The organism is Flavobacterium sp. MDT1-60, assembly GCF_014844035.1.
Classification (GTDB): domain Bacteria; phylum Bacteroidota; class Bacteroidia; order Flavobacteriales; family Flavobacteriaceae; genus Flavobacterium.
Genome location: NZ_CP062159.1, coordinates 4496127 through 4520441 on the forward strand (window position 1 = coordinate 4496127; position 24315 = coordinate 4520441).

Annotated in this window: 25 protein-coding genes; 18 read left to right on the top strand and 7 right to left on the bottom strand. The window is 32.5% G+C overall.

The features are described from left to right. The first annotated feature begins 136 nt into the window (after window positions 1-136). Window positions 137-664 carry a hypothetical protein gene (locus tag IHE43_RS18920; RefSeq protein ID WP_192185345.1) on the top strand — a complete coding sequence of 176 codons (528 nt, stop codon included), beginning with the start codon at window positions 137-139 and terminating at the stop codon, window positions 662-664. A gap of 96 nt (window positions 665-760) precedes the next feature. Here the strand turns inward: IHE43_RS18920 and IHE43_RS18925 are convergent, their stop codons facing one another. Continuing rightward, window positions 761-1474 (bottom strand): hypothetical protein, encoded by a 714-nt coding sequence (locus IHE43_RS18925; RefSeq protein WP_192185346.1) that lies wholly within the window; start codon window positions 1472-1474, stop codon window positions 761-763. 330 nt (window positions 1475-1804) lie between these two features. On the opposite strand from IHE43_RS18925, the gene IHE43_RS18930 reads away from it, so the two are divergent. The 15 genes from IHE43_RS18930 to IHE43_RS19000 all read left to right on the top strand — a co-directional run bounded on the left by IHE43_RS18930 (window position 1805) and on the right by IHE43_RS19000 (window position 16282). Further along, a complete protein-coding gene (locus IHE43_RS18930; RefSeq protein WP_192185347.1) occupies window positions 1805-2725 on the top strand; it encodes a DnaJ C-terminal domain-containing protein in 921 nt (306 codons plus the stop codon). Further along, on the top strand, window positions 2718-3023 hold the full coding sequence (locus tag IHE43_RS18935; protein WP_192185348.1) for a chaperone modulator CbpM: 306 nt from the start codon (window positions 2718-2720) through the stop codon (window positions 3021-3023). The genes IHE43_RS18930 and IHE43_RS18935 overlap by 8 nt, the downstream gene beginning before the upstream one ends. A gap of 167 nt (window positions 3024-3190) precedes the next feature. After that, entirely contained in the window at window positions 3191-3574 is a 384-nt protein-coding gene (locus tag IHE43_RS18940) for a RidA family protein (RefSeq protein ID WP_056186290.1), read from the top strand. A 155-nt stretch (window positions 3575-3729) separates the two neighbouring features. Next, window positions 3730-4986 (top strand): chloride channel protein, encoded by a 1257-nt coding sequence (locus IHE43_RS18945; RefSeq protein WP_192185349.1) that lies wholly within the window; start codon window positions 3730-3732, stop codon window positions 4984-4986. 68 nt (window positions 4987-5054) lie between these two features. Then, window positions 5055-6536, top strand: coding sequence for a rhomboid family intramembrane serine protease (locus IHE43_RS18950; protein WP_192185350.1), 1482 nt, complete (start codon window positions 5055-5057; stop codon window positions 6534-6536). A 185-nt stretch (window positions 6537-6721) separates the two neighbouring features. Further along, entirely contained in the window at window positions 6722-7726 is a 1005-nt protein-coding gene (locus tag IHE43_RS18955) for a bifunctional oligoribonuclease/PAP phosphatase NrnA (RefSeq protein ID WP_192185351.1), read from the top strand. Between the two features lie 6 nt (window positions 7727-7732). Then, a complete protein-coding gene (gene gldI, locus IHE43_RS18960) occupies window positions 7733-8440 on the top strand; it encodes a gliding motility-associated peptidyl-prolyl isomerase GldI (protein ID WP_192185352.1) in 708 nt (235 codons plus the stop codon). Window positions 8441-8456: 16 nt separating this feature from the next. Beyond that, the gene (locus IHE43_RS18965; protein ID WP_192185353.1) at window positions 8457-9533 is read left to right on the top strand and encodes a peptidylprolyl isomerase; all 1077 of its coding nucleotides are present in this window, start codon (window positions 8457-8459) and stop codon (window positions 9531-9533) included. Between the two features lie 41 nt (window positions 9534-9574). Next, window positions 9575-10705, top strand: a complete 1131-nt coding sequence (locus IHE43_RS18970; protein WP_192185354.1) for a peptidylprolyl isomerase — start codon at window positions 9575-9577, stop codon at window positions 10703-10705. 222 nt (window positions 10706-10927) lie between these two features. Continuing rightward, complete coding sequence (locus IHE43_RS18975) at window positions 10928-11824, top strand: DMT family transporter (RefSeq protein WP_192185355.1); 897 nt, start codon at window positions 10928-10930, stop codon at window positions 11822-11824. Window positions 11825-11909: 85 nt separating this feature from the next. Next, window positions 11910-12266, top strand: a complete 357-nt coding sequence (locus IHE43_RS18980; RefSeq protein WP_192185356.1) for a DoxX family protein — start codon at window positions 11910-11912, stop codon at window positions 12264-12266. 24 nt (window positions 12267-12290) lie between these two features. Beyond that, a complete protein-coding gene (aqpZ, locus tag IHE43_RS18985) occupies window positions 12291-12998 on the top strand; it encodes an aquaporin Z (RefSeq protein ID WP_192185357.1) in 708 nt (235 codons plus the stop codon). Between the two features lie 96 nt (window positions 12999-13094). Beyond that, a complete protein-coding gene (locus IHE43_RS18990) occupies window positions 13095-13922 on the top strand; it encodes a sterol desaturase family protein (RefSeq protein ID WP_192185358.1) in 828 nt (275 codons plus the stop codon). A gap of 120 nt (window positions 13923-14042) precedes the next feature. Beyond that, on the top strand, window positions 14043-14321 hold the full coding sequence (locus IHE43_RS18995; protein WP_192185359.1) for a DUF2805 domain-containing protein: 279 nt from the start codon (window positions 14043-14045) through the stop codon (window positions 14319-14321). 101 nt (window positions 14322-14422) lie between these two features. Further along, the gene (locus IHE43_RS19000) at window positions 14423-16282 is read left to right on the top strand and encodes a peptidase M61 (protein ID WP_192185360.1); all 1860 of its coding nucleotides are present in this window, start codon (window positions 14423-14425) and stop codon (window positions 16280-16282) included. 125 nt (window positions 16283-16407) lie between these two features. On the opposite strand, the gene IHE43_RS19005 is transcribed toward IHE43_RS19000, so the two are convergent. The 3 genes from IHE43_RS19005 to IHE43_RS19015 all read right to left on the bottom strand — a co-directional run bounded on the left by IHE43_RS19005 (window position 16408) and on the right by IHE43_RS19015 (window position 19632). Next, window positions 16408-16851 (bottom strand): hypothetical protein, encoded by a 444-nt coding sequence (locus IHE43_RS19005; protein WP_192185361.1) that lies wholly within the window; start codon window positions 16849-16851, stop codon window positions 16408-16410. 75 nt (window positions 16852-16926) lie between these two features. Next, the gene (locus IHE43_RS19010) at window positions 16927-17289 is read right to left on the bottom strand and encodes a hypothetical protein (RefSeq protein WP_192185362.1); all 363 of its coding nucleotides are present in this window, start codon (window positions 17287-17289) and stop codon (window positions 16927-16929) included. A gap of 6 nt (window positions 17290-17295) precedes the next feature. After that, window positions 17296-19632: a GH92 family glycosyl hydrolase gene (locus IHE43_RS19015; RefSeq protein ID WP_192185363.1), complete on the bottom strand. Its 2337-nt coding sequence runs from the start codon at window positions 19630-19632 to the stop codon at window positions 17296-17298. A 177-nt stretch (window positions 19633-19809) separates the two neighbouring features. Between IHE43_RS19015 and IHE43_RS19020 the strand changes: the two genes are divergently transcribed. After that, window positions 19810-20433 (top strand): M949_RS01915 family surface polysaccharide biosynthesis protein, encoded by a 624-nt coding sequence (locus IHE43_RS19020; protein WP_192185364.1) that lies wholly within the window; start codon window positions 19810-19812, stop codon window positions 20431-20433. Window positions 20434-20569: 136 nt separating this feature from the next. Here IHE43_RS19020 and IHE43_RS19025 read toward each other — a convergent pair whose 3' ends face one another. Beyond that, complete coding sequence (locus IHE43_RS19025) at window positions 20570-21178, bottom strand: GNAT family N-acetyltransferase (RefSeq protein WP_192185365.1); 609 nt, start codon at window positions 21176-21178, stop codon at window positions 20570-20572. Between the two features lie 189 nt (window positions 21179-21367). On the opposite strand from IHE43_RS19025, the gene IHE43_RS19030 reads away from it, so the two are divergent. Further along, entirely contained in the window at window positions 21368-21949 is a 582-nt protein-coding gene (locus tag IHE43_RS19030) for a hypothetical protein (RefSeq protein WP_192185366.1), read from the top strand. A gap of 160 nt (window positions 21950-22109) precedes the next feature. Here IHE43_RS19030 and IHE43_RS19035 read toward each other — a convergent pair whose 3' ends face one another. Both IHE43_RS19035 and IHE43_RS19040 read right to left on the bottom strand, forming a co-directional pair. Next, complete coding sequence (locus tag IHE43_RS19035) at window positions 22110-22466, bottom strand: hypothetical protein (RefSeq protein ID WP_192185367.1); 357 nt, start codon at window positions 22464-22466, stop codon at window positions 22110-22112. Window positions 22467-22643: 177 nt separating this feature from the next. Beyond that, complete coding sequence (locus IHE43_RS19040) at window positions 22644-23822, bottom strand: AIR synthase related protein (RefSeq protein ID WP_192185368.1); 1179 nt, start codon at window positions 23820-23822, stop codon at window positions 22644-22646. Window positions 23823-24315: the final 493 nt, after the last annotated feature.

A 24315-nucleotide genomic window follows, 5' to 3' on the forward strand; every position in this document is an offset into this window, starting at 1 on the left:
AGGTACAAAGGTTCAGAGTAACAAAGGTCAAAAGGTTTTGAAATTTGCAATTTCACAACTTTTCTTTGTTACTTTGAACCCAAATAAGAAAAACCACTTTTACAAAAACAACGTAGTTAAGGAAAACCTATTAAATATGAAAACAAAACTTATTGCCCTTTCTCTTTTTTTATCTTTATTTTTAAGTTCTTGCGATGCTGTTGATGATTTATTAACTTTTAATATCTCAAATGAAGCTTCAATAAAAATAAAAAGTATTTCTCCTATCAATTTGCCTACGGAAATTATAATGCCCGATGTAACGACAAATTCTTCGGCTGAATTTGAGAATAACAAAACAAAAGCGAGTCTTGTAAAAGATGTAAAATTGAGATCACTTCAATTATCAATCACTGATCCTGCGGATAAAACATTTACGTTTTTAAAATCGGTGCATTTGTACATATCAACAACAGATTCTGATGAAGTAGAATTAGCTTATCAGGACAATATTATGTCTACAACAAATAAAATTGATTTGATTTGTACCGATAAAAAATTAGATCAATACATTAAAGCAGAAAAATATAAAATTAGAACTCAAGTTACTCTGAAGGAAACACTTCCTAAAGATGTTACTGTAAAAGCTGACATGACGTTTAAGGTTACTGCGGATCCGTTTTAGTCTGAGGTACAAAGGTTCAAAGCAACAAAGGTGCAGAACAACAAAGGTTCAAAGTTTTTCAAAAACTTTGAACCTTTGTTGCTTTTAACCTCGAAGCTACTCTTTCGTCACTATTATTGAAGCTTTAAATCCAGCTGCTAAGTTATCCCAATAATCATTTGTTACTAATTGTCCTTTATCATCATAAACCTGTATTTCAGCAGTATTACCGCCTAAGGAACCAATATTTAAGGCTTCAAAATCTAATTTATTGAAACCATTTACCAGATTAATTTTAACGTCTTTAAAATTAGAATCTAAAAATAGCTGAGATTGTATTACCTGATCATTTGATGAAATTTTCACTAAATCACCGTCAATAGCTCCGAAATCACGAAATTTTACAATAAAATAATTCGATTTGGTTTTAAAATCTCCTAAAGAAATATTTTTCTTAACCAAAGTCCCTCTACCTTCTCTTAGACCTGCATCTTTCAAGGCTCTATCTAGATCTTTTTCCATTTTAGCTACATAACGATCACCGGGATTGGCAAAATCGGTTTCTGTAGACATGGTAAATTTGCTTTTTTGTTCTCCTATTTGAAATTTAGATTTAGACGTAATAGTATTATTATCATAAACATTTGGAGTTTTTATACTCGGTACCTCTGCTGCTGGAGCGGAAGGATCTAATGTTTCAGGCTGGGGAATTTTTTTCGGTTTAGCACTAAATTTTGGAGCCGGAATTGACTTGTACTTTGTACCAAATTCAGTTTGAGCTGATACTGTTACAACGGTAAAAAATAATATGAAAAATAAAATGTGCTTCATTGAAAAAGTTTTATCGAATCGGCTTTTATAATTTTATAAAATAATAGCATAGCAAAGCAAAAATAGCATAATTTAATTACTCACTTTAACTTTAAGACTTTTATAACAATATATTAGGCTAATTTTTGGAAACAAAAAACTTGCCAAAAATCATTATTAATATCCAAAAGAAAAATTCTAAATTCCAAATTGACCTGTCATCCATTGACAAACAATTGATTGAAATCACAATACGTTATTTTTTATTTAAAAATAATTACATCGTTTTGATAATTAACCACTTATTCATAACTTCAAGATTTTAATTAATTTTATTAAAAGACTTGTAAAATGGATTATATCGACTACTATAAAATTTTGGACATTACAAAATCAGCTACGGAGGCCGAAATCAAAAAAGCATATCGAAAACTGGCTCGTAAATACCATCCCGATTTAAATCCGAATGATAAAGAAGCAGAGAAAAAATTCAAGGAAATTAACGAAGCCAACGAAGTTTTGAGCAATCCGGAGAATCGTAAAAAGTATGATAAATACGGAAAAGACTGGAAACATGCTGATGAATTCGAAAAAGCAGGTTACGACCCGAATCAACAACAATATTCAAGACAACAACAGCAAGGAAGTAATCAGGATTTTTCTGGTTTTGGAGGAGATTTTTCGGGAAGTGATTTTTCTGACTTCTTCAATTCGATGTATGGTGGAGGAAGAAGTTCAAGATCGCAATCGAAATACCGTGGGCAGGATTTCAATGCCGAATTACAATTGGATTTAGCTTCGGCTTACACCACACACAAACAAAGTTTAACTGTAAATGGTAAAAATATCCGTATTACAATTCCGGCCGGTGTTGAAAATGGTCAGATTATAAAAATTCCCGGACATGGCGGCCCCGGGGCCAACGGAGGGCCAAACGGAGATTTGTATATCACTTTTAATATCGAAAACAACTCAGACTTTAAACGAGAAGGCAATAACCTATATTCTGATGTTGATCTTGATTTCTATACTGCCATTTTAGGAGGTGAAGTTTTCGTGAATACTTTTGATGGAAAAGTAAAAGTGAAAGTTCCCGCTGAAACCCAAACCGGAACGAAGGTAAAATTAAAAGGAAAAGGATTTCCAGTATACAAAAAAGAGAATCAGTTTGGCGATTTATACATTACTTATAATGTCAAAACGCCAACGAAATTGTCTCAAAAAGAGAAAGAATTATTTGAAGAATTAGCTAAACTAAGAAATCATGAGTAGTAAAAACTTAATCCAGATAAAACAGTTTTGTTTGTATCACGAAATTGAAAACACCTTTATAACGGAACTGAATAATTATGGTTTAGTGGAAATTATTATTCAGGAAGAAGATGAATATTTACAACCTGAACAATTGCCGGCCATTGAAAAAATGATTCGCATGCATTATGATCTCAAAATAAATTTAGAGGGAATTGACGCTATTTATCATCTGCTAAACAAGATTGAAGTTTTGCAACAAAATTTAACGGCAACCCAAAATAAACTTCGCCTTTTTGAACACTATCAAATTGAATAATCATTCAAAATTTGAGTCTTTAAATATCACAAAAAATAATATTTTACAGATTGATTTCAAATAAATCTATACTCTTTTCAGTTACATATTTTATAAATTGCAGCCGTATTAACTAACCGGAATTGTTTTTAAAAATTGCTAAAAAATAATTCAAAAAAACAGAAGAAATGAAAAGAGAAAACATCTTGACAGGATCACCATGGGAAGACAAAATGGGATATTGCCGTGCGGTACGAATTGGCAATATTATTGAAGTTTCGGGCACTGTGGCTATTGTTGATGGCGATAAAGTAAAAGCTGATGATGCTTATGCTCAAACTTATAATATTTTAGAACGTGTTGAAAAAGTACTGGAAGATTTGAATGTTGGAATGAAAGATGTCATCAGAACCCGAATTTTCACTACAAATATTTCAACTTTTGAAGAAGTTGCAAGAGCACACTCCGCATTCTTTAAAGACGTAAAACCTACAACCGGTTTTTATGAAATCAGTAAACTGGTTGCTCCCGAATATTTAGTTGAAATTGAATTTACAGCTGTTGTTCAGTAATTTTTTTTTTAGCCACTAATTACACGAATTTTCACTAATTATTCTTTTGCCACAGATTAAAGAATTTAAAAAGATTTCTTTTAATTTTTCTCAATTTAAAAGCTATTAATTCGTGAAAATTAGTGAAATTCGTGGCAAAAAACTTTTTATAATTAATGACCTCTCAAAAACTAAAAGAAATATTCCTGAACACTTTCAAATGGATTTTGATCTGTTTTTTGATAGGTATATTTTCAGGATCGGCTTCGGCGTTTTTTTTGGTTTCACTAGAATGGGTTACACAATTTAGAATTCAGCACGACTGGATCATTTGGCTTTTGCCTTTCGGCGGATTAATTGTCGGATTTAGTTATTATTATTGGGGAGAATCTGTCGTAAAAGGCAATAATTTATTGTTGGAAGAATACGAAAATCCAAAAAAAGTGATTCCGTTTAAAATGGCTCCTTTAGTACTTTTAGGAACTTTAGTTACCCATTTATTTGGAGGTTCTGCAGGCCGTGAAGGAACTGCTGTACAAATGGGGGGCGCCATCGCAGACCAATTCACCAAATTCTTCAACTTAGATAATTCCGAAAGAAAAATATTGATTATTCTCGGAATCAGTGCGGGATTTGCTTCTGTATTTGGAACTCCTTTGGCGGGTGCTATTTTTGCTTTAGAAGTTTTATATTTTAGTAAAATCAATATCAAAAGCGTTATTTTATCTTTTTTAGTGGCCTATGTGGCTTACTTTACTGTCGAGTTCTGGCAGGTAAAACATACACATTATATCATTCCTATTGTTCCAAAACTAGTGTCCAGCACTTTATTTTATACCGTAATTTTAGGACTATTATCAGGATTAGCCGCTTTATTATTTGCAAGAAGCACTCATTTTTGGAGTTCTCTTTTTTCAAAAAATATTAAATATCCTCCGTTGCGACCTTTTATTGGAGGAATTATTTTAGCCATTGCAATTGCTGGTTTCGGCTTTACAAAATTCTCGGGTTTAGGCGTTCCGGTTATTATAGATTCTTTCTCAAACCAAAATCAATGGTATGACTTTTTACTAAAAATATTGTTTACAGGCTTTACTTTAGGAGCTGGTTTTAAAGGCGGAGAAGTAACACCATTGTTCTTTGTGGGAGCAACTTTAGGAAGTGCTTTATCAGCAGTTATTCCAATGCCAATCGCTCTTTTAGCCGGAATAGGATTTGTAGCTGTATTTTCGGGCGCGACCCACACTCCTATCGCCTGCACCATAATGGGAATGGAATTATTTGGAATTCAACCCGGAATTTTCATTGCCATTGCGTGCGTCATTGCCTATTTTTCTTCAGGTTCTGTTGGAATCTATAAATCGCAGCTTGTAAAGGGTGCAAAATATAAATTGTACCAGAAATTACAGAAAAAAGAATTGGAACATTTGTAGACAAATATTTTTTCTAATAATTAAGACTTTTTTTGTAGTATTGTTTTCCTAAATCAAATCTTACTACAATGGCATTTGGATTCCCAGCTAACTTTTCAGAATTAATTCCGTTAAACAATTTGTCACAATCGGCTTTCATATTGGTTACAATCAGCATTTGTAAAAAACTAGATTGGAATTTGATTTCTGTTAATGAAAACGGAGTTCTCGCATTTTCCAAAAACAAAAAAAACACCTGGAACGAAACTATTGCCATTGCATTTGATGAGGAGAATATCGCAATTGTTACCAGTTCATCAAACGGAAATCAATTTTACGATCGAGGCCGAAATAAAAAAAACACTGACAATTTTTTAAACCTTTATTTCGAAGAATTAAAAGAAATTTCAAATCTAAATTTGAGTCAGGATGCTTTTCAGGAACAAATTAAAATAGAGCAGAAAAACCTTTTAACACTGGAAAAAACAGAGCAAAACATTACTTCATTTTATTCCGTTTTTTCAATTTTTATCCCAACAAAAAGCTATTTGATCACGCCAATTATAATCTATTTAAATATTATATATTTTCTGATAATGATATTTTCAGGGGTCCATTTTTTCGCTCCAGAAGTTCAGGAAATAATTGACTGGGGAGGAAATTATGGTCCTCTTACTTATGAAAACCAATATTGGAGGCTATTATCAGCTTGTTTTATACATATTGGATTTTTTCATTTAGTAGCTAATTGTATTACGCTGGCTTATGTTGGATTGATTTTAGAATCCTATCTAAAAAAATGGAGTTTTCTAATTACGTATTTGTTCTGCGGAATCCTGGCGAGCTTAAGTAGTTTGTATTGGAATAAGGATCTTGTAAGTGCTGGAGCATCGGGAGCCATATTTGGAATGTTTGGTGTTTTGTTAATTGCTGCTCTAGGGAAAAGAATAGACACAAAATTAACTGCTAAAATTGTCTTTTTGGTAGTTCTAAACATTTGTTACAGCTTTAGTGATGGAATTGACAGTGCAGCTCATATTGGCGGATTTCTTGCAGGAATTGTTTTTGGCATAACTGTTTTTATTTCAGGTGAAAAAAGAAAAATTGGACTTGCCTCAATTTATTCAGTAGCCTTAATTTCAATCATTTGCCTTTATATAAATTTCAAAAGTTCTCAAGTTTATATTTATCAGATAATGGAATATGAAAAAAGAATGCAAGAGTTTGTTGACATGGAAAAAATGGCTTTAGAAGCTTATAGTGTTCAATATGGCAATTCATATTCTGAAAATAAAGAAAGTACTCTGTATCTAATTAAAGACCGAGGCATTTATTATTGGAACGAAAACATTACTTTGATGACTGAACTGGATAAATTATATCTCCCAAAAGAAATTCATGAACAAAATGAAAGATTAATCGAATATTGCAAATTGAGAATTAGCTTTTATGAACTTGCTTATAAAAAAATCGTGGAAAACAGCACTTTATATGATGAAAAAATGCTTGCTCTAGACTTCAAAATATCAAGTATTATGAATCAGATTAGTAAAGCAAAATCCAAGACTTAAATTAAATTTGGAATTTCACTCTTATTATAAAACAAAATAATTTCCCTCAAATCCCAAATACTAAATTTTAAAAATAAAATTCACTATAACTCATAACTTATAACTCCTAACTCATAATTTATAAAAGTGTGTTAATCTCCAAAATGTTTTCAGCATTACATTAAAAAAATGTAAATTCGCACACTATGAAAATACAAGATATTCAGGCAATAGAATTGTTGCTTGCGACTCCAAAGAAAATTGCAATTATACCGCACAGAGGACCTGATGGCGACGCTATGGGTTCTACTTTAGGTTTATACCATTTTTTATTAAAAAACAATCACCATCCAACCGTGATTGCTCCTAATGATTTTCCTGATTTTTTAGCCTGGCTTCCAGGTTCAGAAACTGTAAAAATATTTGAAAAAGATACTGAAAACTGTACCAAAATATTAGAAGAAGCAGAGTTAATTTTTACACTTGACTTTAATGCTTTTCACCGTACAGGAGAAATGGAACATACTTTAGCAAAACTGACTGCTCCATTTATTATGATTGATCATCACCAAAAACCTGATGATTATGCTGCTTACACTTACTCCGATACATCATTTGGATCAACTTGCGAAATGGTTTATAATTTTATTTCTTTCTTAAACAAAAAAGAAGATTTAGATAAAACCATTGCAACTTGCATTTATACCGGAATCCTGACTGATTCAGGTTCATTCCGTTTTCCGGGAACTACAGGAAATACACATAGAATCATTGCAGAATTAATTGATTTAGGAGTTGAAAATACTCAGATTCCAGTTTTATTATTTGATAACAGTTCATACAGTCGTTTACAATTATTAGGGCGTGCTTTACAGAATATGAAAGTTCTGGAAGAACATAAAACATCATATACATCCCTTACTCAGGACGAGCTGGACTCGTTTGATTATGTAAAAGGCGATACTGAAGGAATTGTAAATTACGGACTAAGTATAAAAGGTATTGTTTTTACCGCTATTTTTATCGAAAATAAAGATGAGAAAATTATCAAAATTTCTTTCCGTTCGCAAGGTGGATTTGATGTGAATCAGTTCGCAAGAGATCATTTTAACGGTGGCGGGCATAGTAATGCAGCTGGCGGAAGATCAGACGTTTCGATGGAAGAAACTTTGAAAAAATTCGAAGATTTAGTAACTAAACTAAAAATATAACCTACTATGAACTACATAAAACTAAGCATTTACACGCTCCTTTTTGCTGTTTTATTGGTTAGCTGTAAACAACATGAAGATGCCAGAAGACCTATTTCAAGAGCTTCTGGGACTTTTATGAAAAAGTCAGTTGACCGTAACAAAAAATTAATAGCAGACGAAGAAAATGTTATTAAGAAAATCATCAAAAGCAATCCAAAGGTAAAATATTACGCTACAAGAAAGGGCTATTGGCTTTCTTATGACGAAAGAAATTTAAACGAAACGCAAACGCCCCGAAAAGGAGATATTGCTTATTTCAATTTGGAAGTAAAAGACATGAAAGGCAATGTGATCTATTCAGAAGCTGATCTTGGTCCACAAACCTATTATGTAGACAAACAAGACATCATGATGGGTTTGCGTGACGGTATCAAACTGATGCGTAAAAACGAAACCGTAACTTTCTTATTTCCATCACATATTGCATACGGATATCATGGCGATAATAAAAAAATTGGCCCCAATGAATCCTTAATGTGTACGGTTACACTACGTAATTTTGTTCCGGATCCGGCAGCTCCACAACCAGCAGCTCCAGCAGCACAAGTTCCAACAGGTCAAACAGCAGCTCCAACAACAACAGCGACAGGACAAGCTCCAAAACCGGCAACATCAAAACCTGCAGCGGTAAAACCAGTAACTCCAATTAAAAAAGATACAATAACCCCATAAAAACAACATTTTAAAAATGAAAAAGAGTATTTTATTATTACTACTAGCCGTTACCTCATTTTATTCTTGTAAAGACGAGCATAGCAATTTGCCTGATGGTTTGTATGCTGACATTGAAACAAACAAAGGGCATATTATTGTTGAACTGGATTATAAAAAAGCACCAATTACGGTAGCAAATTTTGTAACCTTAGCTGAAGGTAAAAACGAATTTGTAACTAAAGAATATCTTAAAGGCAAACCTTTTTACGACGGTCTAAAATTTCACAGAGTAATTGAAGAATTCATGATTCAAACCGGAGATCCCGAAGGAACTGGTTCTGGAGACACTGGCTATAAATTTAAAGATGAGATCACTGATTTAAAATTTGATAAAGCAGGTGTTTTGGCTATGGCTAATAATGGTCCCGGAACAAACAGCAGCCAATTTTTTATTACACATGTCGAGACTCCATGGTTAGACGGAAAACACACTATTTTTGGTCATGTAGTTGAAAAAGGACAGGAAGTAGTAAATCAGGTAAAACAAGACGATAAAATTGTTTCTGTAACTATCATCAGAAATGGTGAAGCGGCTAAAAAGTTTGATGCCGTAAAAATATTTCATGATTATTTTTCGGAAATAGCAAAAGAACAAAGCAAATTTGCAGGAGTTCAAAAAGAAAAAGTGGATGCACTTGCTGCCTTAAAAGCAAAAGCAACAAAAACAAGTACTGGATTAGAATATGTAATCACAGAAAAAGGAACAGGCAAAAAACCTGCAAATGGAACTCAGGTTTACATTCATTACTCAGGTTTCTTAGAAAACGGAACCCTTTTTGATTCAAGTGTAGAAGAGGTATCTAAAACTTTTGGTAAATATGACCCTGCAAGAGCTGAAGCAAAAGGATATCAACCGATTCCTTTTACAGCCGGAAGTAAATCAGGTTTAATTCCTGGGTTTATTGAAGGAATTGAACAACTTTCATTTGGAGATAAAGCGGTTATTTTTATCCCATCTCATTTGGCTTATGGCGCAACAGGAGCTGGTAACGTTATTCCTCCAAACGCTAATATTGTTTTCGAAATTCAATTATTAGAAAAACCACAATAAATATATTTAAAAACCTATCATAGACTTAAATTCGGAATACGATGAAATTTAAATTTCTATTTTTATTTTGCCTGGCAATAGTAAATATTCAGGCTCAGACAACAAAAAAACCGGTTGCAAAACCAAAAGCTGTACCAACAAAAACAGTCGCTAAAGCAGATCCAAATGATGGTATTTTTGCTACTATTTCTACAACAAAAGGAGACATTGTTGTTTCTTTAGAATATGTAAAAGCTCCTGTTACTGTAGCTAACTTTATTTCTTTGGCAGAAGGTAAAAATCCTAATGTAAAAGTGGAAAAATTAAAAGGAAAGCCATTTTATGACGGATTAAAATTCCATCGAGTTATTAATGATTTCATGATTCAGGGTGGAGATCCTGACGGAAATGGTTCAGGTGGACCTGGATATTCATTTAAAGATGAATTTACAGAAGAATTAAAATTTGACAAAGGCGGTATTCTGGCAATGGCAAATTCTGGCCCGGCAACTAATGGAAGCCAATTCTTCATTACGCATAAAGAAACACCCTGGTTAAATGGAAAACATACTATTTTTGGACATGTCGTTTCCGGAATGGATAATGTTAATAAAATTGTTCAGGATGATATCATGACAAAAATTACCATTACACGTAAAGGGACAGCTGCTAAAAAATTTGACGCCGTAAAAGTTTTAACTGAAGACGCTAAAAAAGACGAAGCAAAAAAATCAGAATCTCAAAAAGTGGTTAAGGATAAAGCTGCTTATTTTGCAGCAACAAAAGCTAAAGCAACTATAACAGCATCTGGTTTAAAATATGTAGTAACACAAAAAGGAACTGGTGTAAAAGGTGCTGAAGGTTCTAACATTTATTTTCATTATGCCGGTTATTTTGAAGACGGAACTCTTTTTGACAGCAGTATGCCAAGTGTAGCTAAAGCATATGGTAAATATGACGCCAACCGAGATGCACAAGGTGGATACAAAGCTTTTCCTTTTACTGTGGGTAAAAAAGACGGAATGATTCCAGGATTCATCGAAGCTCTTGGAATGATGACTGATGGCGAAAAAGCAATTTTCTTTCTTCCAGCCAATTTAGCTTATGGTGAAAAAGGCGCCGGAGGTGTAATTCCACCAAACGCTACTTTGATTTTTGAAATTGAAACTTATACAAATCAACCAGTGAAGTAATTAATTCTTATTATTTTAAGTGAAAAATACAAAGCCATCAAATCACAGATTTGTTGGCTTTTTTGTTTTAACCGATTTTTAATATTCTGATAAATCTTCAATTTGCACTTTAATCAGACCTATAAAAATAGATAAAGAATAACCTTTTCCTCGATTTTATAATAAATCACAAACAAAATACGTTACCTTTGCCGGCTTTAATTTTTTAAAAAATAAATTTAGATGTCACAAAACAATGTATTAAAAGGAGTATTTTTAGTTGCTTTAGGAGCTACAACTTATGGAATGTTAGCCACTTTTGTAAAAATGGCTTATTCTGAAGGATACACAACTGCCGAAGTAACAACCTCTCAATTTGTTTTGGGGATTATTGGAATTCTACTAATCAATGCATTCCAAAAAATAAAGCACAAAGACAATGTTGTAAAAGCTACTCCAAAAAATATTTTTAACTTAATGCTGGCTGGAACCTCTTTAGGAATGACAAGTTTGTTTTATTACTTGGCTGTAAAATACATTCCGGTTTCAATTGGTATCGTTTTATTAATGCAAACGGTTTGGATGGGTGTTTTACTTGAGATGATTTTAGAAAAAAAATTACCATCAAAACAAAAAGTAATCGCAGTTTTTATTGTCCTTGTTGGAACTGTTTTGGCTACTAATATCATCAATAACGATATAAAATTGGATTGGAGAGGAATTGCATGGGGCGTTATGGCCGCGGCTTCTTTTACTACAACCATGTTCACCGCAAATCGTGTTGCAACTGAAATTTCATCAGCACAACGAAGTTTATATATGCTGTTAGGTGGTGCTGTAATTGTATTTTCATTCGCATTTGTTACTCAGGTAACACCATTCAATCTGGAAATTTTTATGAAATGGGGAATTGTACTGTCTTTATTCGGAACTATTATTCCGCCAATGCTTATGAATGCAGGTTTTCCGTTAACCGGAATTGGTTTAGGAAGTATCGTTTCTGCTTTAGAATTACCTGTTTCTGTAATGATGGCTTATGTACTTTTAAATGAAAAAGTGATCTTTTTACAATGGGTTGGAATTGTTTTAATTATTTTGGCCATTATTATTATGAATGTAAATTTTAAACGTAAAAACTAGTTCATTTTACATAGACTTAAAAAAAAGCTTCTTGTAATGTTATAATTGTTAATTTTTTTATAAATTCGTGATAAACAATAATATCATGAATTCACCCTGGCATTTATATTTAATGGCTTCTCTATATATAATTGCTGGAATTAATCATTTTATAAAACCCGGAATGTATCTCAGGATCATTCCTCCCCTATTCAAAAACCCCAAATTAATAAATACTTTAAGTGGAGTTGCCGAAGTACTTTTAGGTATTCTCCTGATGTTTCCTTTTTCAAAAAAAATTGCTGCATGGGGAATTATAGCATTGCTAATTGCTGTATTTCCAGCCAATTTATTTATGTATCGAAATAAAAAAGCAAGTTTTGGTCTGCCAAGATGGATTTTATTTGTACGTTTGCCCTTACAAATTATTTTGATTTATTGGGCTTACCAATATACATTCTAACATTAACCATTAAATTATTTTATTATGAAAAAATTATTTGCAGAATTTTTCGGAACCTATTGGCTGGTATTTGGAGGTTGCGGAAGCGCCATTTTTGCTGCCGGAATTCCTGAATTAGGAATTGGATTTGCAGGTGTAGCTTTAGCTTTTGGTTTAACCGTATTAACAATGGCTTACGCTGTTGGGCATATTTCAGGCGGACATTTTAATCCTGCTGTATCGTTTGGTTTATGGGCAGGTGGAAGATTTCCAGCAAAAGACCTTATTCCTTACATCATTGCTCAATGTGTTGGCGCAGTAGCGGCAGCGGGAACCTTGTACACCATTGCTTTAGGAAAAGCCGGTTTTGTCATTGACAATACTAAAGCAGGGGCATTTGCATCTAATGGTTTTGGGGCATTTTCTCCAGATGGATATTCACTAACATCAGCTTTTATTGCTGAATTTGTTCTAACCTTGTTTTTCTTATTGATAATCTTAGGAGCAACTGATAAATTTGCAAACGGAAGATTTGCTGGACTTGCTATAGGTTTGGCTTTGACTTTAATTCACTTAATTAGTATTCCAATTACCAATACATCTGTAAATCCTGCAAGATCGTTATCACAAGCTGTTTTTGTTGGAGGTGAGCCTTTATCTCAGGTTTGGTTATTCTGGGTTGCGCCTATTTTAGGAGCAATAGTTGCCGGATTTATTTATAAATCATTACTACAGAATCACGACGAGGCATAATTTTTTTATCAATTATAAAATTTTAAGAGAAAATCAGATATATTTATATTTGATTTTCTCTTTTTTATTGATTTGTTTTTGTAAAATTACATTGCCATGAATGAAATTATTGCTTATTTCAGTACGATTCCGTCTTCTCACCGCAGTTTAATTTTGGTGGGAGGAATTACCATTTTTTGGCTAATCGAAAACACTTTTCCGTTATTCCAGATGCAATACAAAAAATGGCATCATGCCGGAATCAACTTTTTCCTGACATTTACTACGATTATCGTCAATTTTGTTTTGGCCTTTATCTTAATTAAAACCGCAGCCTGGACGACTGAAAATCATTTCGGAATTCTGGAATGGCTGCCTGAACTACCCATTTGGTTGTACACCATTATTGGATTACTTCTGTTAGATTTGATTGGGGCATATCTGGCACATTTTGTTCAACACAAAGTAAAGATGCTTTGGCGCTTTCATCTCATTCATCATACTGATACCTGGATTGATACTACAACAGCAAACAGACACCATCCAGGCGAGAGTATCATTCGTTTTTTATTTACAACTGCGGGTGTTTTAATTGTGGGAAGTCCGATGTGGATGGTTTTTCTATATCAATCATTATCTGTTGTAGCTTCGCAGTTTAATCATGCCAATATTTCACTACCTGGTAAATTAGATGTTTTTTTGAGTTACTTCATAGTATCTCCCAACATGCATAAAGTACATCATCATTATGTTTTGCCTTATACGGATAGTAATTATGGAAATATTTTTTCTGTTTGGGATCGTCTTTTTGGCACTTTTACCACATTGCCCAAAGAAGAATTAATTTACGGAGTTGATACACATATGGCACCTGAAGAGCATAACAAATTGAAAAATTTACTGCAAATTCCGTTTCAAAATTCAAAATCAATAAAAAACAGTTAAAATCATTAAAAAAAATATCACAGATCGAACCAAGTAATTATTTTTTTTATTAATATTGATACTTAAATTGAAAATCAATCTATTAATCATTAACCCCTATTTTGAATTAATTTTCACGTGATGAAAAAGAGTAACCGCAAAGAGTTGAGCTGGGAACAAACGGAAAAACTTGTTTCGCTAGCCTTGGAAGAAAGAAATCCATTTGAAATTATAAAAAAAGAATTTGGATTGGCAGAAAAAGAAGTTTTGGAAATCATGAAAAAGAAAATGCCGCTTGAAAAATTTGAAATGTGGAAGAAGAAGGCTGTAGCAAATAAACCAAAACCAAAACCCGTTAAAATAGATGATTTTGATGAAGATCTGGATGGCAAATATTACATAAAGAACAAACTAGACTAAGATAGAACTCCTGAAATTCAGGAGTTTTTTTTTATATTTATATCTGCACTGTAACAATTTCATATTTTATCAGTCAAATACAAATAATTAAACGCGAACAAATGAAAAAAATAATTTACACCTTAGCTCTAGCTGTAACACTATGGAGCTGTAAAACGGGTAGTACATCAGGAGCTGCAAAAAGCAATACCGTAGATGTAAACATTAATCTTGTCGATGTAAAAGACGATAAAGTTTTGGTAACTGTTACTCCACCAGCAATTAAAACAGACGAAATTATCTACAGTATCCCAAAAACAGTTCCCGGAACTTACTCTACTGATAATTATGGTAAATATTCAGATGGTTTTAAAGCTTTTGATGCTAAAGGAAATGAATTAACTGTAAAAAGAATTGATGATAATTCATGGTCAATTGCCAATGCCAAAACATTAAAAAAGATCACCTATTTAGTTGGAGATACTTTTGACACTGAAAAAGGAGCTGGTTTTGGAGGAGGAGATGTTTTTTCTCCGGCTGGGACTAACATCAACGCAGGAATTAATTTCATGGTGAATACTCATGGTTTTGTAGGTTATTTTAAAGATAAACTGGATGTTCCCTACAAAGTTACTGTGACACATCCTGAAACATTATTTGGAGCAACTTCAATGAACGATGAAGATGCAAGCAAAACAAGTGACGTTTTTACAACGCCTCGTTATGCTGTTTTGGTTGAGAATCCAATTATGTACTCTAAACCGGATTACACCACATTCAACGTTAACGGAATGGATATTTTGATCGCTGTATATTCTCCAACAGGAAAATTTACTGCAGAAAGCATTACTCCTGAGATGAAAACGATGATGACAGCTCAGAAAAACTTTTTAGGAAAAGTAAATGCTACTAAAAAATATACCGTTTTATTGTATTTATCAAGCATGGCTAAAGATGATGCACATGGTTTTGGAGCATTAGAGCACCCAACAGCTACAACTGTTGTCTTGCCAGAATCGATGCCAAAAGAAAAATTGGTAGAGTCTATGAAAGATGTGGTTTCTCATGAGTTTTTCCATATTGTAACCCCATTAACTATTCACTCAAAAGAAATTCAGTTTTTTGATTACAATGATCCAAAAATGTCTGAACATTTATGGATGTATGAAGGTGTAACAGAATATTTTGCAAACCTTTTCCAAATCAATCAGGGATTAATTAATGAAGAGGAATTTTACACTCGAATTGCTGATAAAATTGAGCAGGCAAAAAGATTAGATGATACTATGTCATTTACAAAAATGAGTGCTAATGTTTTACAAGAGCCATATAAAGATCAGTATTTAAATGTATACCAAAAAGGAGCTTTAATCGGTATGTGTATTGATATTATCATCAGAGAAAAAAGCAACGGAGAAAGAGGAATTCTTGATTTAATGCATAAATTATCTGATGAGTATGGTATCGAAAAACCATTTAATGACAACGAACTTTTCGCAAAAATCACACAATTGACTTATCCTGAAGTTGGTGAATTCCTAACTAAATATGTTGCCGGAACAACGCCAATTCCTTACGATTTTTATTTGGCTAAAGTTGGTGTAACCAAATCTTCTGAGAAAAAAGCAGGATCAATTTTCATTAAAGGACAAACTCCTTATATTGGCGTTGACAAGGCAACTAAAGCAATAAGTGTGCGCCCTGATATTGACTTAAACGTATTCTTTACTAATTTAAATCTTAAAGCTGGTGATGGAATTGTTGCTATTAACGATAAAGCTTACAACTTAGACAATATTTATGATTTAATTGGAGAAAGTGAAAACTGGAAAGAAAACGATCTGATTACAGTTAAAATAAAACGTGCTGGTGCTGAACAAACCATTAAAGGAACTGTAAAAGTACCATTTGAAGAAACAGAAACTTTTAAAGCTACAGATGTTTCAAAAGAAAAGCTTAAAAATGCATGGTTGAAAGGATAATAATTCTTTTAGAACGCAAAAAGCCGACAAGTGATTGTCGGCTTTTTTTATGATTTATTGACTCTGTTATTCGTTTACTCACATTACGAAACTTCGACTTCGCTCAGTCTGACAAATATTAAATCTTACTTCTTAACTGGAAATTTCCAGTCGAATTCGTCTTTGTCATTGATGATAGCACCAATTTCAAACTTCACCACTTCATCAAATTCGGTTTGAAGAATAAACCAGTTATCTTCATTGAAGTAATTCTCGAAAGTATCAAAAGTTTCCTGATTGTATTTTGTAATACCTTTTGTTGCTAAATCTTTCTTTACATCGGCAATTTTTCTTCCGATTATCTTGAATCCGAAAACTTCAAGATCATTGCTTGATGCTACTAAATAACCTAATTTCAATTCTTCTTCCTGATAAAATGTCAATCTGATTTTATGTGAATTGTACACGAAAATAACATTATCATCTTCGTCTATATAATTTTTATCAGGTTTGCCCAAAACAGCCGTAACATCATTTTGCTTCATTCCGAAAAGCAATTTATCAATTCCTGATTTTAGATTTATTTTCATATGGATTTAATTAAATTTTGAAGTGCAAATTTCGTGAAGTTTTTATAAAGTTAGGTATGTTTCTCTTTTTATTAATTATTTTATTCGTCCAACTTTTTGAGCAACTATTAAATAATCTTCTGATTCAACAAATTTTATAGCTTCTAAAATTATTCGACTCAAGGAATCTTTTTCACTTTTAGATATTTTTGTTCCGAATTTAGCAGCTTTAATTTCTGAAAGTATTTCTTTCTCTAATAGTATCCCGACTTCCTTTCTGTTTAACAAAAGACTCCCTGGAATGAGGCTATTTTCAATTTCTCTTTTGCCTTTGTCTAAAATAACTTTTTGTACAAAATCAATTTCATAAAAAATTGAATTATCCTTTTTCATTTTTAATGTGACAGTTCCACCATCCATCCAAACACCAACATTTTCAATTATAATTTCCTTTTCCATTTGAAATTAACTACGAATAAAATTCTTCTTATTCGGTTTACTAGTCATATAAAAAGTAATCTTTCCTCCATTTATAACATCCGAATGTTTCAGGAAAGGCTTAGAAAGTTGTTTTCCGTTTAAAAGCACTTTGCTCACAAACACATTTTTATCAGATTGATTCACCGTTTCCACCTCAAATTTCCTTCCGTTTTCTAAATTAAAAACAGCATTTTTAACCAACGGACTTCCCAACGCATATTCATCAGAACCTGGCGCTACTGGATAAAATCCTAAACTACTAAAAATATACCAGGCACTCATTTGTCCGAAATCATCATTTCCTCCTAAACCGTCGGCACCATTTCGGTACATCTTTTTCAGGATCATTCTGATTTTGTCCTGTGCTTTCCATGGTGAATTTGTCCAATTGTATAAATAAACCACATGATGCGAAGGTTCATTTCCGTGAACATAATTCCCGATGATTCCCTCTCTGGTAATATCTTCTGTATTTTCAAAATATTTATCCGGCAAATGCATGTTGAACAACGAATCTAATCGAACATTAAATTTATCATTTCCTCCCATCATTTTAATCATTTCGGCAGGGTCTTGAGGCACATACAAACTATAATTCCATGAATTCCCTTCGATGAAACCTTGTCCATGCGTATCTAATGGATCAAATTCTTTTTTGAAAGTTCCATCATTTAATTTAGGGCGCATGAAACCTGTTTTTACATCGTAAACGTTTTTGTAATTTTTAGATCTTTCGATGAATTCATTATAAATTTCGGTTTTCCCTAATTTCTTCGCAGCCTGGGCAATCGCCCAGTCATCATAAGCATATTCTAAAGTTTTTGAGACCGAAGAACCATTTTTATCTTCTGGAACATAACCCATTTTCATATAATATTCCAATCCGTCATAATAAAATACTTTTGCTGTGTTAACACAAGCCTGAAGTGCTTTTTCAGAATCGAAATTGGTATTGCCTTTTACAATGGCATCTGCAACGACAGAAACCGAATGATAACCAATCATACACCAATTTTCATTGGCATAATGTGACCAGATTGGCAACATTTTATGCACACTTTGATCTGAATGCGCCAACATCGAACTCACCATATCTGAATTTCTTGTCGGTTGTACAATATTAAAAAACGGATGCAATGCTCTATAGGTATCCCAAAGCGAATAACTGGTATAATTTTTAAAGTTTTCAGCCTTATGAACATTCATATCCAAACCTTTGTAATTTCCATCAAGATCCATATATTCTGTCGGACCTAAAAAAGCATGATACATTGCGGTATAAAAATTCACATAATCTTCTTTCTGAATAGCATCAATCTGAATTTTGTTAAGCTCGTTATTCCACACTTCCTGGCTTTGTTTTTTTACTTTTTCAAAATCCCAGCCCGGAACTTCTTTTTTCATATTTTCTAATGCTCCCGCTGAACTTACAGGCGACAATGCCATTTTTATTTTGATTTTCTCTCCATCTTCGGTATTAAAATCAAAAAATAATTTTAAGTTTTGACCTGCCATTTCAGGGAATTTTTTGGTTTGATCAAATCTTCCCCAAAAACCTCTGTACACACTTTTTTCCTGCGCTGCCTGTCCGTAGCTTTTAATTGGTTTACTGAAAGACATGGCAAAATAAACTGTTCTCGTTCTCGCCCAACCATTTGTCTGACGGTATCCGGTAATTAAAGTATCGTTCTCAACACGAACAAATGTCCACACATTCTTTTTATCGTAATTGTAAATTCCTGAAGTTAAGTCCAGAATTATATGCGCTTCATCTGACTTTGGAAAAGTATATTGATGCATTCCGACACGCGTTGTTGCAGTAAGTTCTGCCTTAATATTATGGTCTTCTAAAAGGACACTGTAATAGGCCGGTTCTGCTTTTTCTGTAGAATGCGCAAATGCCGAACGATAACCTGAATGTGGTTTTGAAGCCGTACCTGGATTCAATTGCAGTTTACCAGTTGTTGGCATGATTAAAAAATCACCTAAATCAGAATGACCTGTTCCGCTAAAATGGGTGTGGCTAAAACCTACAATTGTTTTATCCTCATATTGATATCCAGCACAATATTTATAGACTTCACCATTATATTTTCCATTTAATCCGTAGGCAATCGTATCGGTTTCAGGGCTTAATTGTACACTTCCAAAAGGAACCGTTGCACCAGGATAAGTGTGCCCCATTTTTGCAGTCCCAATCATTGGATCTACATACTGAATCAAGTTCCGTTTTTCAGTTATTTTTTTCTGTGCATTGGTAGCGTATCCTAGCATTAAAAATGACAACCCTAAAAGAAAATTTTTATAATTTATTTTATTCATCAGATATTTTTTAATTATTTATTCTGTTTACAGAACTCTATCAAGTATTTACTAAAACGTTTTATCAATATTTTTAGGTTAGAAAAATACAATAAAATATGCTTTTTAAAAAATATAAATTTCCCTGAGCTAAAAAGGTTTTAGATACCTTTGATTGACTAAAAATGCTATACAATTATGAAAAATTATATTTTCATTCTGGTTCTTTTTTTTACAACATTTATCTATGCTCAAAAAATAGAAAGTTACAGACTGACAAAAGAACAAATTATAGAACGCGAACTGGATGGCACAACAGATTTTCCAATCTATAAAGCGTTTGAATATTGGGATAAAGGCGGTGTTTATGAATTGCTTTTATGCGAAAATCAAAAAACAATTAGCAAAAAAGATACTCTAAACACAAAAATCCAAGCCATCTGTACGATAAATGATCATGGTGGTTTTCTTGAAAAATGGCGTATAAATGATCTTCTTGAAACTACAGAACCAAAAGAAACCAATATTTGGTTCTGGACAAAATATTGCAGTACGAAAGACATTGACACAGACGGTTATATTGATCCTATACTAGTTTATGGAACAAGAAATGAAAATGATGAAATAAGTCGCGTTAAAATCATTACTGTTTACAAAAACAAAAAATATGTGATTCGCGCTGTCGAATGCGATTTAGATTATTGCAGAAGTTTTAAAAAAGATGCAAATTGGAATTTATTGCCGCAGAAAATAAAAACCAATGTAGATAAATTAGTCGAAAAAATAAGAAAAGATCAGGGGCTATTATTGAAAGATGGTTAGGTCTAAATTCCAATTTTAAAATTCCAAATTCCAAACTTCAATTGATGAATGTCATATAAAAAAACTGATGTTTTTTCGCTTCTCTAAACTGGACTGAAGTCCAGCCCTACAATATTTTAGAGCCTACGGCTCTTTTTTACAGCTTGCGCTTTAGATTTTCTTTTACTTCTTCAAACCATTCGTCTTTAAGAATACTCAAAACAATAGAATCACGACGAACTTCACTGTTTGAGGTTGGCATGTGGCTTCTTAAAACGCCTTCAACTTTACAGCCTATACTTTTCATTGCAGCAATACTTCTTTCATTGTTATTATCAGCGCGGAATTCTACTCTTTCTAATCCGAGAGTTTCAAAAGCAAATTGAAGTAATAGGAATTTACAATGCTTATTAAGACCCGTTCCTCGAAAAGCAGAACCGTACCAGGTATAGCCTAACTGTAATGTTTTATAGGAAAGCTGAATGTCATAAAAACGCGTTGAACCAGCGTATTTTTGAGATTTTTTATCGAAAACAATGAACGGAAATTCTCTTTTTTCGTCTCTTGCTTTTATGGCAGATTGAATATAGTTGATCAGGTTTTCTTTTCCGTCTGCTCCTACTAAAGAATATTTCCAGGTTTCTGGTTCATTTATTGAGATTTCTAATAAATTTTCAACATCTGATTCTTGCAATGGACGCAATAAAACTAAATCGTCTTCTAAAATAATATTGTCTGAGAAACTGAAATTATATTCTTGATTCATATTTTATTCTTTTTAAATTCTCTATAAATTTTTCGTGTCTATTGACTGAGGTTTGTAAAGATATTTGAAAAAAAATAATTGACAGAAAAAATTACGTTGATTCACTAATTAATTTTTCAAAAAAAACAACTTTAAAATAAGATTTTTCTTTCTTTATTTGTATTATTGCAATTATTTTAAATTAAGATTTTGAATATTTTATTAGCCTCGCAAATAGCATTAAAAAAGGATTTTGGAGATACTTTTTGGTATGACTTATTAATTGCCTTATTTACAGGAGTATTATCTTGCTTAATATTTTATTTAGCACTTCGCATATTTAAACCCAACATTAAAACATGTAGTATTCTTTGTAAAGAAAATGAAACTTTTGATAGTGAAACAAAAACCAGATATTACTTAAAATTTATAAACAAAACTTATTCAGATATCGAAAACGTATCTATAAATCTATTACTTATAGAAGACTATATTCATGGAAGTGGTAAAAATTTTATCGGAAAAGAATTAAAACTAAAACGATATGATTTTAAAAATATTCCTGGCAAGTGGAAAAAAAATAAAGAGATTCACAATAATTGCGTTCAGATGTTAATTGACGAAGATTTGGAAGACCTATGGGACGGAAAAAAAGAATACCTGGAATTACAAATTGATTGTACGCATTCTAAAAGTGGAAGAAGGCTGGTGCATGTACAAAAATACACAGATGTAAAAAATACAATCAAAAATGGGCGTTTTGATTCAGGCGAAAACTTTAACATTATATAAAACTAAACTAATATTTAAATTTGTAATTTTATATATCAAAACTAAAAATCATGAAAAACGATATTATTTGGAAATAGTTGAAAATAGCAAAACTATTCCTCTTTGATGATAAACAAAAAACCTCTAATTAATTAGAGGTTTTTTGTTTAGTATTTCTCGTTTATTCACTCATTTCGTCATAACGTTCCGGTACTTGTGGGTCATATAACGGGCATTTGAATTCTTCCATCAGTTCAACTAACTTATTCATGGTTTTGCCTTCGGTTCCGTAACAGTCGATTTTGATGCTTTGTGAGGTTGAAATTACTTGAAAGGCGCCTTTTCCAGAGTTATTTTTCCAGCTGTTTTCATCTACTTTTTCCCATTCTGAGAAAACAGAATTGATTCGATTCATAATAACCTCAACCGGAAGTATTTCCAAACCTTCAACTTGTTCTTTTTCAAGAAGCGCTTCGTAAACTTCGTGATGATTTAAATAAATCTCATCTAAATATCTCCAAAAAAGTAGTTCGTACATAGCTTGTGTTTTATAAACCATATAAGTTATATAAGAAATATAATCTACATTCCTTAATTTAAAAATGGCGTCAAGCTCATCGAAGTAAAGGAATTAGATTACCTGGACTTCGCTAAGCTTGACATTTATTTCATTAAGTTTAAATGAACTTATATTACTTATATGGTAAAATATTTTTTAATATATAAAAGTACCGTATTCGCTGGTAATCGTTAATTTCTTAGTATCTGCAGCTTCTACTCTACCTACTATTTGTGCATCAACATTAAATGATTTTGAAATCGCAATAATATCTTGTGCAATGTTTTCAGGAACATAAATTTCCATACGGTGTCCACAATTGAAAACCTGATACATTTCTTTCCAGTCTGTTTTTGATTGTTCCTGAATTAATTTGAACAATGGCGGAACCGGAAATAAATTATCTTTTATAATGTGTAAATTCTGAACGAAATGTAAAATTTTAGTTTGTGCTCCTCCACTGCAATGCACCATTCCGTGAATTTCGTTTGGAGTATAAGTATCTAAAATTTTCTTGATAATTGGTGCGTAAGTTCTAGTTGGAGAAAGTACCAATTGACCAGCATTTATTGGGCTATTTTCAACTTCATCAGTTAAGTTTACCTGACCTGAATAAATTAATTCTTCAGGAACAAGTGCATCATAACTTTCAGGATATTTTTTAGCTAAATATTTTCCAAAAACGTCGTGGCGTGCAGAAGTTAATCCGTTACTTCCCATTCCGCCATTATAGCTTTTCTCGTAAGTTGCCTGACCAAAAGAAGCCAAACCAACAATTACGTCACCGGCTTTAATGTTTGCATTGTCGACAACATCACTGCGTTTCATACGTGCCGTTACAGTTGAATCTACAATTATAGTACGAACAACATCCCCAACATCTGCAGTTTCGCCGCCTGTTGAATGAATGGTAACGCCAAATGATTTTAATTCGTTGATTAATTCTTCTGTTCCGTTGATAATTGCCGAAATAACTTCTGCCGGAATTAAGTTTTTGTTTCTTCCGATAGTAGAAGAAAGCAAGATATTATCTGTTGCCCCAACACATAATAAATCATCAATATTCATGATTAAAGCATCCTGAGCAATTCCTTTCCAAACAGAAATATCACCAGTTTCTTTCCAATACATATACGCCAGAGACGATTTTGTACCAGCACCATCAGCATGCATAATTAAGCAATGCTCATCGTCCTGAGTTAAATAATCAGGTACAATTTTACAAAATGCCTGAGGAAATAAACCTTTATCAATATTTTTTATGGCGTTGTGTACGTCTTCTTTTGATGCTGAAACACCTCTTTGTGCGTACCTTTTGCTAGAATCTGAACTCATGAAAATTAGTTTGTGTTGATGTGGTGCAAAGATAATCCCTTTTTTTAATTCTTTGATTGATTCGTATGTCTGATTCATAAAAAAAATCGGCAGTATTTGAATACTGCCGATTTCTCAGATTTATTATCTTGGTTATTCTGGTTTTTGCTGGTTATCTTCAATTCCCTATTAAGGGAGTTTAAAATAAATATATTTAGCTTCTGTATGATGACTTCCAAAGTGTGCAGTAAACAAAAGATGCACCTAAAAACAACAACGCAAGGGCTCCTATAATTAAGTTTTTCATAATAAATATATTTAAATGGTTATTAACACATTATATTATGCAGGTATACTTTTGGGGCGGAAATTCAGGGCAGGAAATTAGATATTGTGAAAACCAATTTTCTTTTTTTTTGATTTCATATTTCAAAATTAGAAAACTTATCGAAAGATTTTCAGCTGTAAACATTTATTTTTTAGAGCTTTAATGCCTTTCCGATGAAATACAAAA

Bases quoted from the DNA above. Each gene is read 5' to 3' on its own strand.
- IHE43_RS18955 (WP_192185351.1), top strand. From the start codon at position 6,722: ATGAAAATACAAGATATTCAGGCAATAGAATTGTTGCTTGCGACTCCA.
- IHE43_RS18940 (WP_056186290.1), top strand. From the start codon at position 3,191: ATGAAAAGAGAAAACATCTTGACAGGATCACCATGGGAAGACAAAATG.
- IHE43_RS18995 (WP_192185359.1), top strand. From the start codon at position 14,043: ATGAAAAAGAGTAACCGCAAAGAGTTGAGCTGGGAACAAACGGAAAAA.
- IHE43_RS19015 (WP_192185363.1), bottom strand. From the start codon at position 19,632: ATGAATAAAATAAATTATAAAAATTTTCTTTTAGGGTTGTCATTTTTA.
- IHE43_RS19010 (WP_192185362.1), bottom strand. From the start codon at position 17,289: ATGGAAAAGGAAATTATAATTGAAAATGTTGGTGTTTGGATGGATGGT.
- IHE43_RS19020 (WP_192185364.1), top strand. From the start codon at position 19,810: ATGAAAAATTATATTTTCATTCTGGTTCTTTTTTTTACAACATTTATC.
- IHE43_RS19000 (WP_192185360.1), top strand. From the start codon at position 14,423: ATGAAAAAAATAATTTACACCTTAGCTCTAGCTGTAACACTATGGAGC.
- IHE43_RS18975 (WP_192185355.1), top strand. From the start codon at position 10,928: ATGTCACAAAACAATGTATTAAAAGGAGTATTTTTAGTTGCTTTAGGA.
- IHE43_RS18945 (WP_192185349.1), top strand. From the start codon at position 3,730: ATGACCTCTCAAAAACTAAAAGAAATATTCCTGAACACTTTCAAATGG.
- IHE43_RS18930 (WP_192185347.1), top strand. From the start codon at position 1,805: ATGGATTATATCGACTACTATAAAATTTTGGACATTACAAAATCAGCT.
- IHE43_RS19035 (WP_192185367.1), bottom strand. From the start codon at position 22,466: ATGTACGAACTACTTTTTTGGAGATATTTAGATGAGATTTATTTAAAT.
- IHE43_RS18980 (WP_192185356.1), top strand. From the start codon at position 11,910: ATGAATTCACCCTGGCATTTATATTTAATGGCTTCTCTATATATAATT.
- IHE43_RS18950 (WP_192185350.1), top strand. From the start codon at position 5,055: ATGGCATTTGGATTCCCAGCTAACTTTTCAGAATTAATTCCGTTAAAC.
- IHE43_RS19025 (WP_192185365.1), bottom strand. From the start codon at position 21,178: ATGAATCAAGAATATAATTTCAGTTTCTCAGACAATATTATTTTAGAA.
- IHE43_RS18970 (WP_192185354.1), top strand. From the start codon at position 9,575: ATGAAATTTAAATTTCTATTTTTATTTTGCCTGGCAATAGTAAATATT.
- IHE43_RS18925 (WP_192185346.1), bottom strand. From the start codon at position 1,474: ATGAAGCACATTTTATTTTTCATATTATTTTTTACCGTTGTAACAGTA.
- IHE43_RS18990 (WP_192185358.1), top strand. From the start codon at position 13,095: ATGAATGAAATTATTGCTTATTTCAGTACGATTCCGTCTTCTCACCGC.
- IHE43_RS19040 (WP_192185368.1), bottom strand. From the start codon at position 23,822: ATGAGTTCAGATTCTAGCAAAAGGTACGCACAAAGAGGTGTTTCAGCA.
- aqpZ (WP_192185357.1), top strand. From the start codon at position 12,291: ATGAAAAAATTATTTGCAGAATTTTTCGGAACCTATTGGCTGGTATTT.
- IHE43_RS18935 (WP_192185348.1), top strand. From the start codon at position 2,718: ATGAGTAGTAAAAACTTAATCCAGATAAAACAGTTTTGTTTGTATCAC.
- gldI (WP_192185352.1), top strand. From the start codon at position 7,733: ATGAACTACATAAAACTAAGCATTTACACGCTCCTTTTTGCTGTTTTA.
- IHE43_RS19005 (WP_192185361.1), bottom strand. From the start codon at position 16,851: ATGAAAATAAATCTAAAATCAGGAATTGATAAATTGCTTTTCGGAATG.
- IHE43_RS18965 (WP_192185353.1), top strand. From the start codon at position 8,457: ATGAAAAAGAGTATTTTATTATTACTACTAGCCGTTACCTCATTTTAT.
- IHE43_RS18920 (WP_192185345.1), top strand. From the start codon at position 137: ATGAAAACAAAACTTATTGCCCTTTCTCTTTTTTTATCTTTATTTTTA.